The 15,851-nt window shown below is 54.2% G+C and carries 11 protein-coding genes; 6 read left to right on the plus strand and 5 right to left on the minus strand.

Going from position 1 to position 15,851, the window contains the following annotated elements:
- Positions 1 to 29 precede the first annotated feature (29 nt).
- The 5 genes from AC6IZD_RS17040 to ggt form a co-directional block, all read right to left on the minus strand.
- The gene (locus tag AC6IZD_RS17040; protein ID WP_497784696.1) at positions 30 to 3,626 is read right to left on the minus strand and encodes a PAS domain S-box protein; all 3,597 of its coding nucleotides are present in this window, start codon (positions 3,624 to 3,626) and stop codon (positions 30 to 32) included.
- A 167-nt stretch (positions 3,627 to 3,793) separates the two neighbouring features.
- Positions 3,794 to 4,957, minus strand: a complete 1,164-nt coding sequence (locus AC6IZD_RS17045) for an HD domain-containing phosphohydrolase (RefSeq protein WP_497784698.1) — start codon at positions 4,955 to 4,957, stop codon at positions 3,794 to 3,796.
- 180 nt (positions 4,958 to 5,137) lie between these two features.
- Positions 5,138 to 5,830 carry a tetratricopeptide repeat protein gene (locus AC6IZD_RS17050; protein ID WP_497784699.1) on the minus strand — a complete coding sequence of 231 codons (693 nt, stop codon included), beginning with the start codon at positions 5,828 to 5,830 and terminating at the stop codon, positions 5,138 to 5,140.
- Between the two features lie 311 nt (positions 5,831 to 6,141).
- The gene (locus AC6IZD_RS17055) at positions 6,142 to 6,978 is read right to left on the minus strand and encodes a sugar phosphate isomerase/epimerase family protein (protein ID WP_497784701.1); all 837 of its coding nucleotides are present in this window, start codon (positions 6,976 to 6,978) and stop codon (positions 6,142 to 6,144) included.
- Positions 6,979 to 7,047: 69 nt separating this feature from the next.
- Positions 7,048 to 8,793 carry a gamma-glutamyltransferase gene (gene ggt / locus AC6IZD_RS17060; protein ID WP_497784702.1) on the minus strand — a complete coding sequence of 582 codons (1,746 nt, stop codon included), beginning with the start codon at positions 8,791 to 8,793 and terminating at the stop codon, positions 7,048 to 7,050.
- A gap of 215 nt (positions 8,794 to 9,008) precedes the next feature.
- On the opposite strand from ggt, the gene AC6IZD_RS17065 reads away from it, so the two are divergent.
- The 6 genes from AC6IZD_RS17065 to AC6IZD_RS17090 all read left to right on the plus strand — a co-directional run bounded on the left by AC6IZD_RS17065 (position 9,009) and on the right by AC6IZD_RS17090 (position 15,841).
- Entirely contained in the window at positions 9,009 to 11,120 is a 2,112-nt protein-coding gene (locus tag AC6IZD_RS17065) for an ATP-binding protein (RefSeq protein ID WP_497784704.1), read from the plus strand.
- A gap of 226 nt (positions 11,121 to 11,346) precedes the next feature.
- A complete protein-coding gene (locus AC6IZD_RS17070; RefSeq protein WP_497784706.1) occupies positions 11,347 to 12,240 on the plus strand; it encodes an N-acetylneuraminate synthase family protein in 894 nt (297 codons plus the stop codon).
- Complete coding sequence (locus AC6IZD_RS17075; protein ID WP_497784707.1) at positions 12,230 to 12,721, plus strand: KdsC family phosphatase; 492 nt, start codon at positions 12,230 to 12,232, stop codon at positions 12,719 to 12,721. Before AC6IZD_RS17070 ends, AC6IZD_RS17075 begins: the two co-directional genes overlap by 11 nt.
- Before the next feature lie 34 nt (positions 12,722 to 12,755).
- Positions 12,756 to 13,640, plus strand: coding sequence for an NAD-dependent epimerase/dehydratase family protein (locus tag AC6IZD_RS17080; RefSeq protein ID WP_497784709.1), 885 nt, complete (start codon positions 12,756 to 12,758; stop codon positions 13,638 to 13,640).
- 4 nt (positions 13,641 to 13,644) lie between these two features.
- Positions 13,645 to 14,634, plus strand: a complete 990-nt coding sequence (locus AC6IZD_RS17085) for a glycosyltransferase family 2 protein (protein ID WP_497784710.1) — start codon at positions 13,645 to 13,647, stop codon at positions 14,632 to 14,634.
- Positions 14,635 to 14,965: 331 nt separating this feature from the next.
- Positions 14,966 to 15,841, plus strand: a complete 876-nt coding sequence (locus tag AC6IZD_RS17090; protein ID WP_497784711.1) for a class I SAM-dependent methyltransferase — start codon at positions 14,966 to 14,968, stop codon at positions 15,839 to 15,841.
- Positions 15,842 to 15,851 lie beyond the last annotated feature (10 nt).

Here is a 15,851-nt window from a genome sequence, read left to right on the forward strand (position 1 = left end):
CCTTGTAGTCACTACTTCGCGGTATGTAGTTAATTTCGGCGTTCGGTGAGCGCGGATGGGCAGGATGCCACAGGCATTCTGCCCGTTTCTGTATGCCCAAGCGTCTCGCGCACTTTTCTCGCTAACGCTCCCAGGCTGAAAGGCTTCTGCAGGAACGTCGCGCCGAGTCCGTGAACACCATGTCGCAACACTGCATCATCCGTGTAGCCAGACATGAAGATTGTTTTCAATCCCGGCCGTAATTCCGCCAGCATTTGCGACAGCACTCTCCCACTCATCTTCGGCATCACGACATCCGTGATCAGCAGGTGAATATTCCCTTGGGTTTTATGCGCCGCTTCAAGGGCTTGTTCGCCTGAGCTTGCTGCGATTACTACATACCCCAAGCTTCGCAGGAAAGAACTCATCGCATTCCGAAGCGCTTCTTCGTCTTCGGTCAGCAAGATGGTCTCTCTCCCCATCGGTCGCGGATCCGATTTTGCAAGCCTGACGGACTCCGCAGTCAGGTCCTCCACTGCTTTCGGCCAATAGATCGTGAAACACGCACCATGTCCCGGCTCGCTGTCCACCCAGACATACCCACCGCTCTGCTTCACAATCCCGTAAACGGTTGCGAGACCCAGTCCGGTACCTTTTCCCAACTCTTTCGTCGTGAAAAAGGGCTCGAAGATTTTTTCCTGCAATTCCCTGCTCAATCCCTCGCCGGTGTCAGTGATCGAGAGTTTCACATAGTCCGCTGCAGCCACATACTGACGTGCGATGGTGCTGGTGTCAGCAGCTACATTCTCGGTCGTGATCGTCAAGTTGCCGCCCTGCGGCATTGCATCACGCGCGTTGACAGCAACATTCATCAGCACTTGTACGATCTGATCCGGATCCGCCTGAATTGCCCACGTTGCGTTCAGAGCTTCCGCACATAGATCCACGTCTTCTCCGATCATGCGCTTGAGCATCTTCGTCGTTTCTTGGATAACTTTATTCAGATCGAGCGTTACAGGAGAAATCATCTGCTTTCTACTAAAAGCCAACAATTGCCGCGTGAGACTCGCAGCCCGATCCGAAGCCTTCATGATTTCTTTTATGAACCGATGGACCTCATCGTTTGCCGCAAGTGTGGTATCCAGCATATCCGCGTAGCTCTGGATAACCATGAGCAGGTTATTGAAGTCGTGAGCGACACCCCCGGCTAAGCGCCCGACGGCTTCCATTTTCTGAGCCTGCCTCAGCGCCTGTTCGAGTTTTAGCTTTTCTTCTTCTTTGGATTTGTATTCTGAAATATCACGAACAAAAACCAGTGCCCCCTTACGCCCCTCATAAGTGAAAGGGATTCCTGTCACCTCAGTGTCGAACGTGCTTCCATCGAGACGCAAATATCTTTCTTCAATGAAGGGAACGGAGACCGACTCCTCTGCCACTTTCCGCGCACGCTCCTCAACTTCTTGCCGATACTCGGGATGAATGCGATCCAGATGACTCGTTCCAATTAACTCCTCGGCATTACGCGCACCAAACATCTCGAGCATCGAGGGGTTCACGTATCGAATAACATCGTCCGTCTCAATGAACAGTCCCAGCGGTGCGCTCTCCACGACCTGACGGAATCTCGCTTCACTCTCTCGCAATTCCTGCTCCGCGCGTTTCCTCTCAGTAATCTCTCGCTGGAAACACACGTATATTCCACTTCCGTCTTCACCCTTCTGAAAGGTGACGCTCACTTCCATTTCGACAATGGTGCCGTCTTTCCGCCGGTGCCGCGTTTCAAACAGGTCGCGCCCTTTTTCCGCAATCTGCGCAGAATGGCGAGCGAACTCGTCGTCATCTTCTGTGTCCTCTAGATCGGTGACAAACATCAGCAAAAGCTCTTCCCGACTGTAGCCAGACATTGAGCAGTAGGATTCATTCACCTCGAGGATTTTTCCGCTTCGATCGACGAGGTAGAAGGCATCCTGCGTGGTATTCAGAATTGTGTGAAGCTGTCGTTCATGATCCCTCAATGCCGCCTCGGCTTGCTTATGCCGAGTGATATCGATGAACGCCCCTACCGCTCCTTGGACATTGCCGTCAGCATCAATGATCGGCACCGCATTACCGAGGAAATCGATCCAAGATCCGTCGTCGAAGACAACGCGATGCTCGAAATCTCGCACATCGCGTCTTATCCTCGCGGCAGTTCGCAACGGGAGTTCACTCAAAGGAATCTCACTGCCATCTTTCACGATGCAATGCGTGCTATGCCGTTCGCCAGGAACTGTCGGAGAGATACTGGAACCATAAGGCAACCTGAGAAGTTCATAGCCGGCCCGATTACTTGTAATCCTTTTGCATTCAGGGTCGTGAGCAATCAACGTGAGCGCCGGCACTGCATCCATGATTGCCGACACCTCTGTAGCACGAGCCTGAGCTTCTGCCTGGCTGCGTTCAAGCTGTGCATTGAACAACTTCAAACTTTCTGCTTCGCGACGTGCTGCAGCAGCTTTTTCGCGCTCATCTGCCCGCAGCTCAATCAACCTTGCTGCCCTGCGTAGCGATTCTCCGACTTCGTCAATCTCGCGGAGATCAAAGCGTTCAATGTTGGGTATTTCGCCCCGTCCGAGAGCGGATGCTGAGTTGAGCAGCGTCCTTACAGATACTGCCATCCTTCGCCCAATCAGGAGAGCGAACGAAAGACCGATTATAGAAAGAACTCCTGTACAAGCAATTGCCCCGAATACCCAACGCCAAATGTCTGCGATCAAGATCGCCTTCGGAGCACCCACCACGACAGTCCAACCAGACTCAAGTGATCGGCTGAAACTGTTTAATGTCTGTACGCCCTCCAGATTGACGGCCTCGGCGTATCCCTCCTGCTGATCCTTTATTTTTGACCCAAGTTCTGCTCCAATCTGCGCGCCCACGAATTTCTGAGAATTACGGTTGCGGGCCAGTATTGTATTCTTGCTATCAAAAAGCCTGCCCAGCCACCGTTGAGGCAGATACTTGCTGGAAAGAACGACCTCTAGGTTCTCTGCTGGGACGGATAAAGCCAAGTCGTAGACGACCTTGCCTTTGCGAAATACCGGCACATCAACACTGACCCGAAGATCCCCAGAGGTGACTGCTATATATGAATTGCTGATAACAGGCCGCCCCGTTGCAAATACTTGGTGAACCACTTCCACGACCGGCCGTTGGGGAAGCTTTGTACCGTAAGGTGTGACTGTGTTGAAGATTTGCATTCCCGTAGCGTCTATAAGAACGACATGCGCATTCGGCCGACTAGCGGCCAAAACCTCAGCCTCGTGGTAAAACGCTTCAAGGTTGTCTGATTGAAGTGCAGTAGAGCCAGCCAGGACACCGACGTCCGACTGCATGTCGAGCACTTCTCTATCCACGAGTTGCGTGAGGGCTCGTGCGGTGTCGAGCATGTTCTGTTGTGTCAGCGCACGTTTTGTCTGGTAGTTGTTATAGACAAGCAGTCCTGCGGCACCCCAAACAGGCAACACACATGCAGCGGCAAGCAATACGAGCCAAACGCGTATGGTCGCGGGGCGACGTTTGCGCCCCGGCGTCGTTTCTCGTTCGTTGCACGGTTGATCGCTTTCAGCTTTCTCAGCGAAGTGATGCGTCGCTTCCGTCTCCAGCTTCATGTATGTAGCGCCTATTTTGGGTATTGTGTAAGCAGAGTAAAGACAATTCAGTATTAGTCACTCGGGCGTTTGCCTTGTTTCGACTCTGGCCACATGCGATATTCGGCGCAAGCTAGGGCCTTTGCATGAGGGAGGAGGCAAAGCGCAGGTGGGTAGGCGCTTGGGCGTTACTGAGAGTTCCGCAATCTCCAGTAATCTTCGCACTCCAGCACTGAGAGTTTGTTGTTCTCGTGTACTTCGAAGGCAGCACCCTCCGACAGCAGCGCCTCGAACTCGAAGAGTAGTTCTCCGTCCCACCAGCCTTTCGCACATTCGTCACGCATGATTTGCAGTGCGTTTTCCTGAGTCAGTGCCGCTTTATAAGGACGATGCGTGGTCAGAGCGTCATACACGTCCACAATCTGCAGTATGCGCGCGGTCAAAGGGATCGCCTCCCCCTTCAACCCGTCGGGATAACCTGAGCCATCGAGTTTTTCGTGATGGTGACGAATGATCGGCAACACGGAGCGGAACGACTTCAGAGGGCGGCAAATTGCCTCGCCCACGACCGGGTGTTGCTTCATGACCACCCATTCCTCTTCGTTCAGCCTTCCGGGCTTCAGCAGAATCATGTCAGGAATCGCGATCTTGCCGATATCGTGTACGATTCCTCCGCGCCACAATGCAGCAATATCCTCGGGCGACACTGCGATGCGTTCGCCCAATTTTGCCGACAGCTTTGCCAGCCTTTCGCAATGTCCTTGCGTGTATGGATCTTTCGCCTCGATCGTGCGAGCCATGGTCAGTAACACCGCTTCAGCACGATCTAGTTCGTCGATCTTGCTCTTAAATGCGATCAGAGATTTGACCCGCGCTACCAACTCATGGCGGTCAATTGGTTTTGCGAGCAGGTCGTCTGCTCCAGCTTCGATACTGCGAATCCGATCCTCAACTGCTGCCAATCCCGTGATCATGATTACGGGGATGAACCTTGTATCCGGGGAGCCTTTCAGGCGGCGGCAAACCTCGAACCCATCCATTGAGGGAAGATGCACGTCGAGCAACACTACATCCGGCTGAACTGCGGAGATCAACTCGAGACATCCGGGGCCATCGACGGCGGTGCTGACATTGAGGCGTTCAAACATCAGCAGATTGCTCAGCAGGTCGCGGATCTGTTCATCATCATCTACAACCATTGCGGAACCAAGACAGCCTGCAGTCCGCACAAACCGGCTTCCCACGCGCGGCAGGAAATCTGGCGGATTCAAGGTTTGCAGTTTCACGTCTTCCATCCTGGGTAGAGAATCGGAAACCAGCAGCGTTCGTGCCGCACGCAATGCATGCAGCACCGACACAGCTCCCACTAACACGGGGCCTGTATATCGGCACAATTCTGAGGAAGATCAGAGTTTTCTTAATTATTTCGAGAACGACTGATTAAAACGGAGTTAGCGAACTCCCAAACGCACACAAAACGAAACCCGAGCCACGGCTCGGGTTCGATTAGTCAAGATTTAACATAGCTCTAATTACATTGCGGGCTTGTCAGTCTTCTGTCCCGGCTTCATGTTGGAATGCTTCTTGGCCTGGGCGATGTACATCCTTACCTGGTCAGCCTGCTCGTAATTCGGATTCTGCTTCAACAGCGTTTCCCAATCGCTCACGGCGCCTTTCACATCCATCTTGGCCTGCCACTTCACAATTCCGCGATTGAACATAGCGTTGCCGTTCTTCGGATCATCCTTCAGCGCGCGATCGAACTCCGCGATAGCCTGATCGGGCTGATTCGAATAAAAGAGCGCAGTTGCATAATCCGTGCGGACGGAGGCACTCTTCGGATCGGCCGCTAGTGATTTCTGGTAGTAATCGATCGCCGTCGGGAAAACCTGCGCGTCGTAGTACATGTTGCCGATCTGCGCCAGCAATGCCGGATCGTTCGGCTTCGACTTCAACTGTTCAATCATCGGAGCCGCTTGCTTGTCGGCCATCGCCTTCATCTGCTCCGGCGTTGGCATCTGCTGCCCATTGCCCATTCCCGCTGGAGGCATCCCTGGCTGACTGGAAGTCGCCGCCGCGGTCGCTGCCGGAGCGCTGCTGCTTCCCATCGAACCGCGCAGCAGGTAACCCACCGCACAGCCCACCACGAGGCAAAGCACCGCCATGATGTAGGCCTGTGTGCTGGTCCAACCTTGGGAACTCTTCGTTCCGTTTGCTTCTGCCATTGTCTCTATCCTTGGAAATAAACTGAAGCGGCTCGGCACGGACTGCTCCGCAACCTGCCTCCCACGACCTTATACTATCCCGCAGCGACCCGCCTGCGTGTGACTTTCATCACGAATCGGCTTTTTCGGAATTCTTGCAGATACCGTGAACGCCCTAGCTCAGACAAGGGCATTCGACGTATGAACTTGGCGTAATCAGTTCGTTTCGCCTGTTCCGATTGCGGAGGCGTGAGGCTACGAGGTTCAAGCGCAATCAACGCCTGCGCATTCGAAACTATTTTCTCGTAGCCCGTTCACCTGCGGATCATGCCCTAAAGCTGGAACAGGTCCCAACTCGCCGTCATGTTCCCGGGAACCGTCTTGCCATAATCCGGATTCCCTTCCGGATCACCTTCGATTTCCAGCACAAGCGGTGGAACCTGCGGGGCCGTCTTGAGAAGGTCTATCGTGTTCTTCCAATCGATCGTTCCCCCTCCGGGCCACAGGTGTTCATCTTTCGAGCCGTGATTGTCGTGCACATGCACGGAACGGATCACCGGCCTCAACATCTCGAATGCGGCCTCTACTCCCGGAGCCAGATGCGCGTGCCCAAGGTCCAGGCACACACCAATATCGTCGTAGTGCAAGGTCTCTATGAGGCTTAAGAGCTTTTCGGGCGCGGTGAGCTCGTTTGGAATGTTCTCCAGCAGCAACCGCACTCCAAGAGGCTTCGCAAAAGCATGCAAATGCTCTATCGATGTCAGCGAATGTTCGAACTTGAACTCGTCATACGATTCATCCGAGACCCCGACATGCAACACGAGTGATGTAAACGGCATGATCTCTGCCACTTCGATTGCGCGCTTGATCTCGTCCATTGCCTCAATGCGTTCTTTGCGCTCGCGTCCCGCCACATTAAGAGGGACCAGTTCCGAGCTGCCCCATTCGTCTCCAATAAACATCGGTGCATGCATCGACAACAGCGAGATACCGTCCTGCGAGCGAAACCACGAGGAGATTTCGCGCACCTGCTGTGAGTTCGTGTAATCAAAGTGCCCACGCATGGCAAACACTTCGATTCCATCGATTCCGCCCTTTGCCAGTCTGTCTAAAATCCCAGGATGAAGCCGTTCCTTTATATGCACATATGTCGATATAGCTTTCAGCATCCCATCACTCCATCTTGCAGACCACGCACGTTAAATGAAATACACACCCAACAAAATGCGACGGCAGGCTCACCAACCAACCGCCTTTCCGCCGTTCCTGGCATCGCTGGCTCCGATGCGCTCTCCGGTCTTCCAGTCGATGCCCACGCACTCGGCATCGCCCCACGATCCGGAGCGAACCACGTTATGCCCCATTTTCTCCAAAAGATCAATCGTATCTGGAGATGTCTGCCAGCCTTCTACCCTCAGTTCATCCGGCATCCATTGGTGATGAAACCTGGGCGCGTTCACCGACCGCTGCAGGTCCTCACCAAAGTCCACCGCATTGATCAACACATTCGCCACGGTCGTAATGATCGTTGGTCCGCCCGGTGATCCCAGCACCAAAAGCAGTCGGCCATCTTTCACCACCATTGTAGGAGTCATCGCACTCAGCGGGCGCTTTCCGGGAGCGATTACGTTGGCTTCTCCCTGGATCAGCCCGTACATATTCGGCACTCCTACTTTGGATGCGAAGTCGTCCATCTCATCGTTGAGCAAAAATCCCAAACCCGGCACCGTCACCCGCGAACCGAACGAATCATTCAGCGTTGTGGTCACTGCGACGGCATCGCCGGCTTCGTCGACCACCGAGTAGTGCGTTGTATTCTGCTTCTCGGGCCCGACAAATGGAAGCTGTAACTTCGCAGACTCGTCCAATCCCGCCATGCTGGGTCTTTTCAGTCCCGCACTCGCCGAAGCCTGCGCAGGATTGATCGTTTCCCGCCACCCCGCCGCGTATTTTTTATCAATCAACTGCGCCACTGGCACGTTCACGAAATCGGGATCGCCGAGGAATGTTGCACGATCAAAGAAAGCCCTCCGATATGCCTCCCCGACCAGGTGCAAATGCTCCGCCGAGTTCCGCTTAGCCGCCCGCAGATCGAATCCTTCCAGGATGTTCAATGTCTCGATCAGCGCGACGCCCCCCGACGAAGGTGGCGGAGCGCTGTAAATGTCATATCCGCGATATGTGCCATGAATCGGCACGCGTTCCACGACTTTGTACTCTGCAAGATCCTCAGCGGTAATCAGGCCACCACCTTTGTGAACCGCCGCTGCAATCTCCTTAGCCATTGGGCCGTGGTAGAACTCGTCCGGATTCTGCGCGATGCGCTCAAGTGTTTTCGCTAACTCCGGTTGTATGAGCAACTCTCCCTGCTCATACAAATGCCCATTCCGCTGAAAGATGCGGCGCGATTCCGGGTCGCGCGCCAGTTCTTTATCGCGCATGTTGGCGGCTTCATACTGCGTTACCAAAACGCCATCTCGCGCCAACTTGATTACCGGTGCCATCACCCGCGCCAGACCGAGTTTGCCCCACTTGCGTTCCGCCTCGACTAATCCTGCGACGGTTCCTGGTACCCCTGCCGAACGATATCCGTACTGGCTGTCTTCGGTAACGTTCCCCTTGCGATCGAGGTACATATCCCGCGAAGCGGCTTTGGGAGCCTTCTCCCGAAAGTCGAGGAAATGAGTCTCGCCCTTTGCGGTACGGAACAGCAAAAAGCCGCCCCCACCTAGGTTCCCCGCAGCGGGATGCACCACGGCAAGCGCGAACCCCACGCCTACAGCAGCATCTACGGCATTACCGCCTTCGCGCATGATCTCAGAGCCAACGTTCGAAGCCTCTAGATGCACGCTCGCGACCATCACGTGCCGTGCTCTTACCGGCTGGAACCCCTCGGCCCAAAGTTCGCCAATCATCAGTGCGCAGACACACGTGGCAGCCAGCAGCGTTCTGAGCGCTGGAATCCATTGGAAAACTCTTTTCATTCTCTTCAACTGCAACAGGGATTGGGTAGGCATTCGCATTCGGATTTTCAACCTAACCTCATTGTTAGCCAAGGTCAACCTGCACGCTTCTGCCACACACCAGAGAGATGATGCACAGAATTGCCACCCTAGACTACCTTAGCGCTGGCCTTCCATTTAGCACCTCTGCCGCATCTACCAAATCTCTGATTCTTTGCGAAAGGCCGGGGCCCTGAATGGATTCTTCGCACGCTGAGCACCTTCCAGATTGTCGATCGCAAGCCAATTCCGGCGGCGAGCCACAGCGTGTTCCACTGGAATCGGTGCTCATTACCCGCGAGCTTTCCCTTCGACCTCCCCGTGCTCCCCAATTCGAAGCAGAAAACCGTGCGCTGAAAGCACTCGCCCGCCACCTCGCCGATTCACCTGAAACCGTGCTGCAGAAGCTCGTGGACCTCGCCATGGAGCTCTGTCACGCTCACTCTGCCGGAGTCAGTCTGCTTGAAAGCAGGAAAGGTGAAGAGTACTTTCGGTGGAAAGCGGTTGCGGGACAAATCACACACAGCGCCGGATCGATAGTGGCGCGTGAGCTAAGCCCCTGTGGCAGAGTTTTGAAGGAACTGAAGCCGCAGCTATTTAGCTATCCGGAGAAGCATTTCGGTTCCTCGTCCCCTGCCGGTGCCCCAATTATCGAAGAGCTACTCGTCCCTTTTCGTCTGCATGGAAAGCCTATGGGTGCCATTTGGGTGATCTCGCACGATGAACAATTGAAGTTCGACAGCGAGGACGAGCGCATCTTACAGGATCTCGGAGACTTTGCTGCATCCGGATACCAAGTGCTCAGCTCACTCGAAGCCCGGCACGAATCCGAGGTGCGCTATCGCAAGCTCTTCGAGTCCATCGATGAAGGCTTCTGCATTATCGAAGTTATCTTCGATCACGAAGGCCACCCAGTTGACTATCGCTTCCTTGAGACGAACCCGGCGTTTGAACATCAAACCGGCCTCATTAACGCCAGAGGAAGGACTATACGCGAGCTTGCTCCCCGACATGAACAGCACTGGTTCGAGGCTTATGGGCAAGTCGCACTCACCGGCAAGCCAGCACGCTTCATAAACAAAGCCGAACAACTGAGAAGGTGGTTCGACGTGTATGCGTTCCCGGTAGCGGCGCCCGAGTTGCGACATGTGGCCATCCTTTTCCACGACATCACCGAGCGCAAGAGTGCGGAGCAAGCATTAAGAGAGAGCGAAGACCACCATCGCACGATCATTCACAACCTCTCCGAGGGGCTCATCATTGTCAATCCCCAGACAGGAGCATTGAATTGGAATAGGGCGGCACTCAAGATGTACGGCTATGACCAACCCGGACGGGAACTCCTGGACCTTCCCACTTTGGTGAAATCTCTCGAACTGTTTCGGCTTGATGGCACTCCGGTCCCGAGCAACCAGTGGCCTATTGCCCGGCTGTTGCGCGGCGAAGAAGTGCGCGATCACGAACTCATCGTGCGTAGAAAGTCCGATAACCGCGAACGCGTGTACAGCTACACTTCAGCGATGGTCAAAGGCTCCGGCGGCCAACCGAACATTGGCATTCTCAACGTGCGCGACCTGACTGACCTGAAGAAGGCCCAGCTACAGCTCATCCAAAACGAAAAGCTCGCGTCTGTCGGACGCATGGCAGCCACCATCGCCCACGAGATCAACAATCCGTTGGCCTCTGCCATGAATACGCTCTTCCTGGCCTCCAACAGCCCGGACCTTCCCGAAACCGCGCGATCATACATCGACATTGCCGACGCTGAACTCCGTCGCATCGCCCACATCATGCGCCAAACCCTTGGCTTCTACCGCGAAACAGGAAGTCCCGCCACGCTCGACGTTCCCAAGATGCTCGACGCAACGCTGCAGCTGCTCGGTCAGAAATTGCGCAACAAGTTCATCAAGGTTGAGTGCCGTTACCGCGGTACCAGACTTGCCTACGGCATCGAGGGCGAGTTGCGACAGGTCTTCTCCAACCTGATTTCCAATAGCATCGACGCGACCTTCCGCGGAACTCTGTACGTGCGAACCGATTCTTGGGATGGCCCCCGCCCGATGGTCCGGGTAACAATCGCCGATACCGGACACGGAATTCCCCCTGAGGACCTCACCCGCATCTTCGAGCCCTTCTTCACCAGGAAGAAAGCTTTCGGCACCGGCCTCGGGCTCTGGGTCACCTGCGAACTCGTCAAGAAACACGAAGGCCGCATTCGGGTCCGCAGCACTGTCGGCAGGGGCACCGTCTTCTCCATCTGGATTCCCGGCGAGCGCCGAGGCGACCAGCGTATATCCCTCGCGTCCTGATCGGCGTTCGTTTCCGGGCTCTAGAATAGGGGCAAAGCGCACAGAGCAGAGGGGGGAATGGCTCAACCAAGCCTTCGGCTGCTTGGAAACTCAGGTAAAATCCATATACTAGATTGGAATCTGAATTGCTAAATTAGACGGGTAACCGTTTTCAGTTCACAGCACGCGTTCGCGAATCCAGCTCTCGCTGGCATTGCGCGACTCGGCAGACCACAGCGGAGGGCGAATGGCATATACAGTGCAAGAGATACGACTTGGGAAGAAGATAGTTGGCAATGGCCATCCCTGCTACGTGATCGCCGAAATCGGAATCAACCACAATGGAGACGTTGATCTTGCTAAACGGTTGATCAGCGTCGCGGTCGCAGCTGGATGCGACGCGGTTAAGTTTCAGAAACGTACCATTGACATTGTGTACTCCGCTGAAGAATTGAGCCGTCCGCGCGAGAGTCCGTTCGGAACTACCAATGGTGACCTGAAGTATGGGCTCGAATTCCAGTACGAAGATTATCTGGAAATTGACCAGTACTGCAAGGCGGTGAACATGACGTGGTTTGCATCCTGTTGGGATGAGCCTTCGGTGGACATAATCAATCGCTTTGACGTCCCCTGCTTCAAGATCGCCTCTGCCTCGCTGACAGACGACAATCTTCTCCGCCACACTCGCGCAACGGGCAAACCGATTCTGCTCTCTACAGGCATGAGCACAGTCGAGGAAATCGACCATGCTGTGGAAGTCCTCGGCAAGGAAAACCTCATTCTTCTTCATGCTTGCAGCACATATCCGGCTTATTACGAAGAGCTGAATCTCCGTGCGATTACAACGCTCGAGGAGCGTTATGGCATTCCGGTTGGCTACTCAGGGCATGAGACAGGACTGCCCGCTTCACTCGCCGCAGTGGCGATAGGCGCCTGCGTCATCGAACGCCACATCACGACCGATCGCGCACAGTGGGGATCTGATCAGGCAGCATCCCTGGAGCCGAATGGAATCACAAAGCTTGTGAGCTATATTCGTTTGGCTGAGCGCTCCATGGGAGACGGAGTGAAGAGAGTATTGGAGCGCGAGCAACCGATTCTGAAGAAGCTTCGCCGTGTCGGAGCCGGCAGTGCCCATTAAGCTGATCGCCATGGATGTGGATGGGGTTCTCACCGACGGATCATTCTGGTGGGGACCGAACGGCGAAGAATGGAAGCGCTTCCACTTCGCCGATGTCATGGGCCTTTCCCGGGCCTGCAAAGCCGGATTAAAGTTGGCGCTCATCTCTGGAGAGGACAGCCCTCTTATCGACCGGCTTGCGACGAAAATGCAGATCATCGATGTCGCGAAGAACTGCAAAGACAAAGCAGGAGCACTCCGAGAAATCGCAGCTCGGCGGGACGTCGCATTGGATGAGGTCTGTTTCATCGGCGACGATGTAAACGATCTGGCAGCGCTCGAACTCGCTGGATTTGCGGCTGCACCAGCCGATGCTCAGCCCAAAGTTCGGGCTGCATGTGATTTCGTCTCCTCCGCCAGAGGTGGGAATGGCGCGGTGCGCGACGTGATTGAGAAAATCCTGTGCGAATCCGAATCCCGCTCTGATTCTAAGAACGGATAGCGCGTATGAATTGGCATGAAATCAGGAAACCTGCATGAAGGTTCTGCTGACCGGCGGTTCAGGCTTCATCGGCAGAAACCTGGTGGAATGCCTCGGCCACCAGTACTCAATTTGTGCGCCGACGTCATCTGAATTGAACCTGCTCGACGAGCAAGCAGTACGCGAATTCCTGCGAGCTGGTACGTTCGATGTTGTCGTGCACTCAGCGACAACTCGATCCAACCGCCGCCTCGGTGCTCCGCCAGACATGCTCGACCGCAACTGTCGCATGTTCTTCAATCTTGCGCGTAACTCCTCCTTGTTCGGCAAAATGCTGCATTTCGGATCAGGCGCCGAGTACAGCAGAGAAGGACTCCCTGCACATGTAAGCGAAGAGTATTTCGATACACGAGTGCCTCGGGACCCTTACGGCTTCTCGAAGTACATTTGTGCTAAACAAGCAGAGAACATCGAAAACATCTTCGTTCTCCGTTTGTTTGGGGTTTTTGGGAAGTACGAAGATTGGGACGTTCGCTTCATTTCGAACGCCTGTGCCCGGGTTGCAAAAGGTTTGCCGATTGTTATACGACGAAACGTCAGATTCGATTATCTTTACGTTTCGGACCTCGCAGAAATCACAGCTTGGTTCATGGCGCATACGCCACAGCACAAGGCCTACAACGTCTGCCGGGGGTGTACGTACTCGCTGCGTGAACTGGCAGAGATGGTGGCGATGTCTTCCGGAGTTGATCCTGCGATTGTGGTTCGCAACGATGAGTTGGCGCCAGAGTATAGCGGTGACAACTCGCGTTTAATGCAAGAGATCGGACCGCTCCAATTCCGCGATATGAGCGACTGCGTGAAGGAACTCTACCAGTGGTACCGAGTGCAGGCGGACGGAATCGACCTGCAGCAACTAAGGTTTGACGAGTCGGAGTGAACCGTTGAAAACACTAAGCATCGTTACCCCCTGTTTTAACGAAGAACTTAATGTTCGCGAACTTTACGAGCGTGTGCGTGCAGCAGTCGCATCGCTGGGAAACTACCGATACGAGCACATCTTCATTGACAATGCCTCTACGGACAACACTCTGGGCGTGCTGAAAATGCTTGCGGCAATGGACAAGAATGTGAAGGTGATCCGAAATACCCGCAATTTCGGGCACATTCGCTCACCAATTCACGCTTTCCATCAGGCTACAGGAGACGCAGTGATCGGCATGGCTGCTGATCTACAGGACCCGCCGGAGTTGATTGTCGACATGGTTCGTCACTGGGAAGCGGGAACGCCTGTGGTGATCTGTGTGAAGAAGGCGAGCGATGAGAACAAGCTTATGTTCTGGATTCGCAGACGCTACTATCGGATGGTGAATCACCTATCGGGAATTGAGACGTACGAGAATTTCACGGGATTTGGACTGTATGATCGCAAAGTTGCGGACCTGATTAAGTCGTTTGATGATCCCTATCCGTACTTTCGCGGAATCATTGCGGAGCTCGGTTTTCCGCGGGTCGAACTGCCATACCATCAACCAGCGCGGGTTCGTGGAGTGACGGCGAACAATTTTTATACACTGTACGACATGGCGATGCTGGGGATTACGAATCTGTCGAAAGTACCCCTGAGGATCGCTGTTTTCGCGGGTTTCGGAGGCGCAGCGGTTTCGGTTATCACGTCATTTTTGTACCTGTTTTACAAATTACTGTTCTGGAAAAGCTTCCAGGTGGGCGTGGCTCCGATACTGATCGGGTTCTTCTTTGTGGCCTCGATAAACCTGCTGTTTTTGGGGATTTTGGGGGAATACGTGGGGGCGATTCATACCCTCGTTCAGAAGCGTCCGCTAGCAATTGAACAGGAGCGAATCAACTTTGAATACGGTGCGGGAGAGCCGCTCGTGCCAGAGAGAGATTTGCGTCCGAGCCCGCATGTTTAGCGGGTGGGAAGGCAGTTTTGAGGCATTATCCGATTGCGTGCCGAAGCGGTGAGCCATTAGCTTTTGGGCTAATAGCTTCGGAGGCAGATTATAACTTTGTGGTATACGGTTTCTTTCCAGCGGCAAAAGTTAACCGAAAAGTACATGACTCTTCGCGAAATTAGTTCCTACAAAGTAACACCGTCGATTTCAGAAATGAGCTGATGCATCTCCCCGTGAAACATTCCGTCAGGACCACGTTCGCAAGTTTTCGAGAATCGCGGATATTTCGTGAGAATACCGGCAATGCGTTCTCGGCGGTAATGGACTAGAAAGTACGAGAGGAGTAATAGTGCTGGCAACGATCAGGCATCATCTGTCCGAGTTCAACGAGTACCGCAGAATGTTTGGCCTGTGGGATGCGTTGGGCGCAATTGTGTTCCACGCAAGCAGCGCGTTGTTTCCTCAGGTCTATCGTCGGCAAGGCGTGGCAATTTTACCTGAACTCGGAGGAAAGGCGTCAAGCATAGGTTCGGATGCGGCGAAGTTACTTGGCGACCTCGGTGTGGACAAAGACTCCCGAGAACTTTATGTCAGGGAATACGAATCTCTCCGACAAAAGTTATCCGAACGCGAACAGTCGGTCGCAAGAGCTTATCCGGAGTTTTACGCGGTCGAGAGTGAAAGCGCCTTGGTTCTTTACAGTCTTACTCGCTTCTTCCGACCACGCACCGTGCTGGAGACGGGAGTGGCGAACGGCCACTCAACCTATTTCCTGCTGCATGCTCTTCGGGAGAATGGAGAGGGAGAGCTGCACAGCATCGATATTGCGACGGATGTTGCGGGACTGTTGACTGTGGAAGAGCGCCGCCCGTGGAAGTTGCACCTGCTGGATATGACCGAGCCGGACGTATCATTGCAACAGATCCTGCGGGAGCTTCCCGCTGTGGACTTTTTCCTGCATGATGCGGACCATACCTATCGCGGGGTATGGCGAGAGTTGAATGCCGTGTGGTCTCATCTCGACAAGCAGGCGTTAGCCGCAGCCGACGATATTGACTTTTCCTGGGCGTTCGCAGATTTCTGCGAAAAGCACGACTTACCGATGCATGTTCTCTTCGATACAAGGAAGCTTTTCGGTGTAACTCGACTCAACGCCGGCAATAGTGTCGCTAGTGTGTCAAACAAAAACATTCAAAGCAAGACTGTTGGCATTTCATCCCGCTAACAAACAATCT

Source organism: Koromonas humicola (assembly GCF_059726255.1).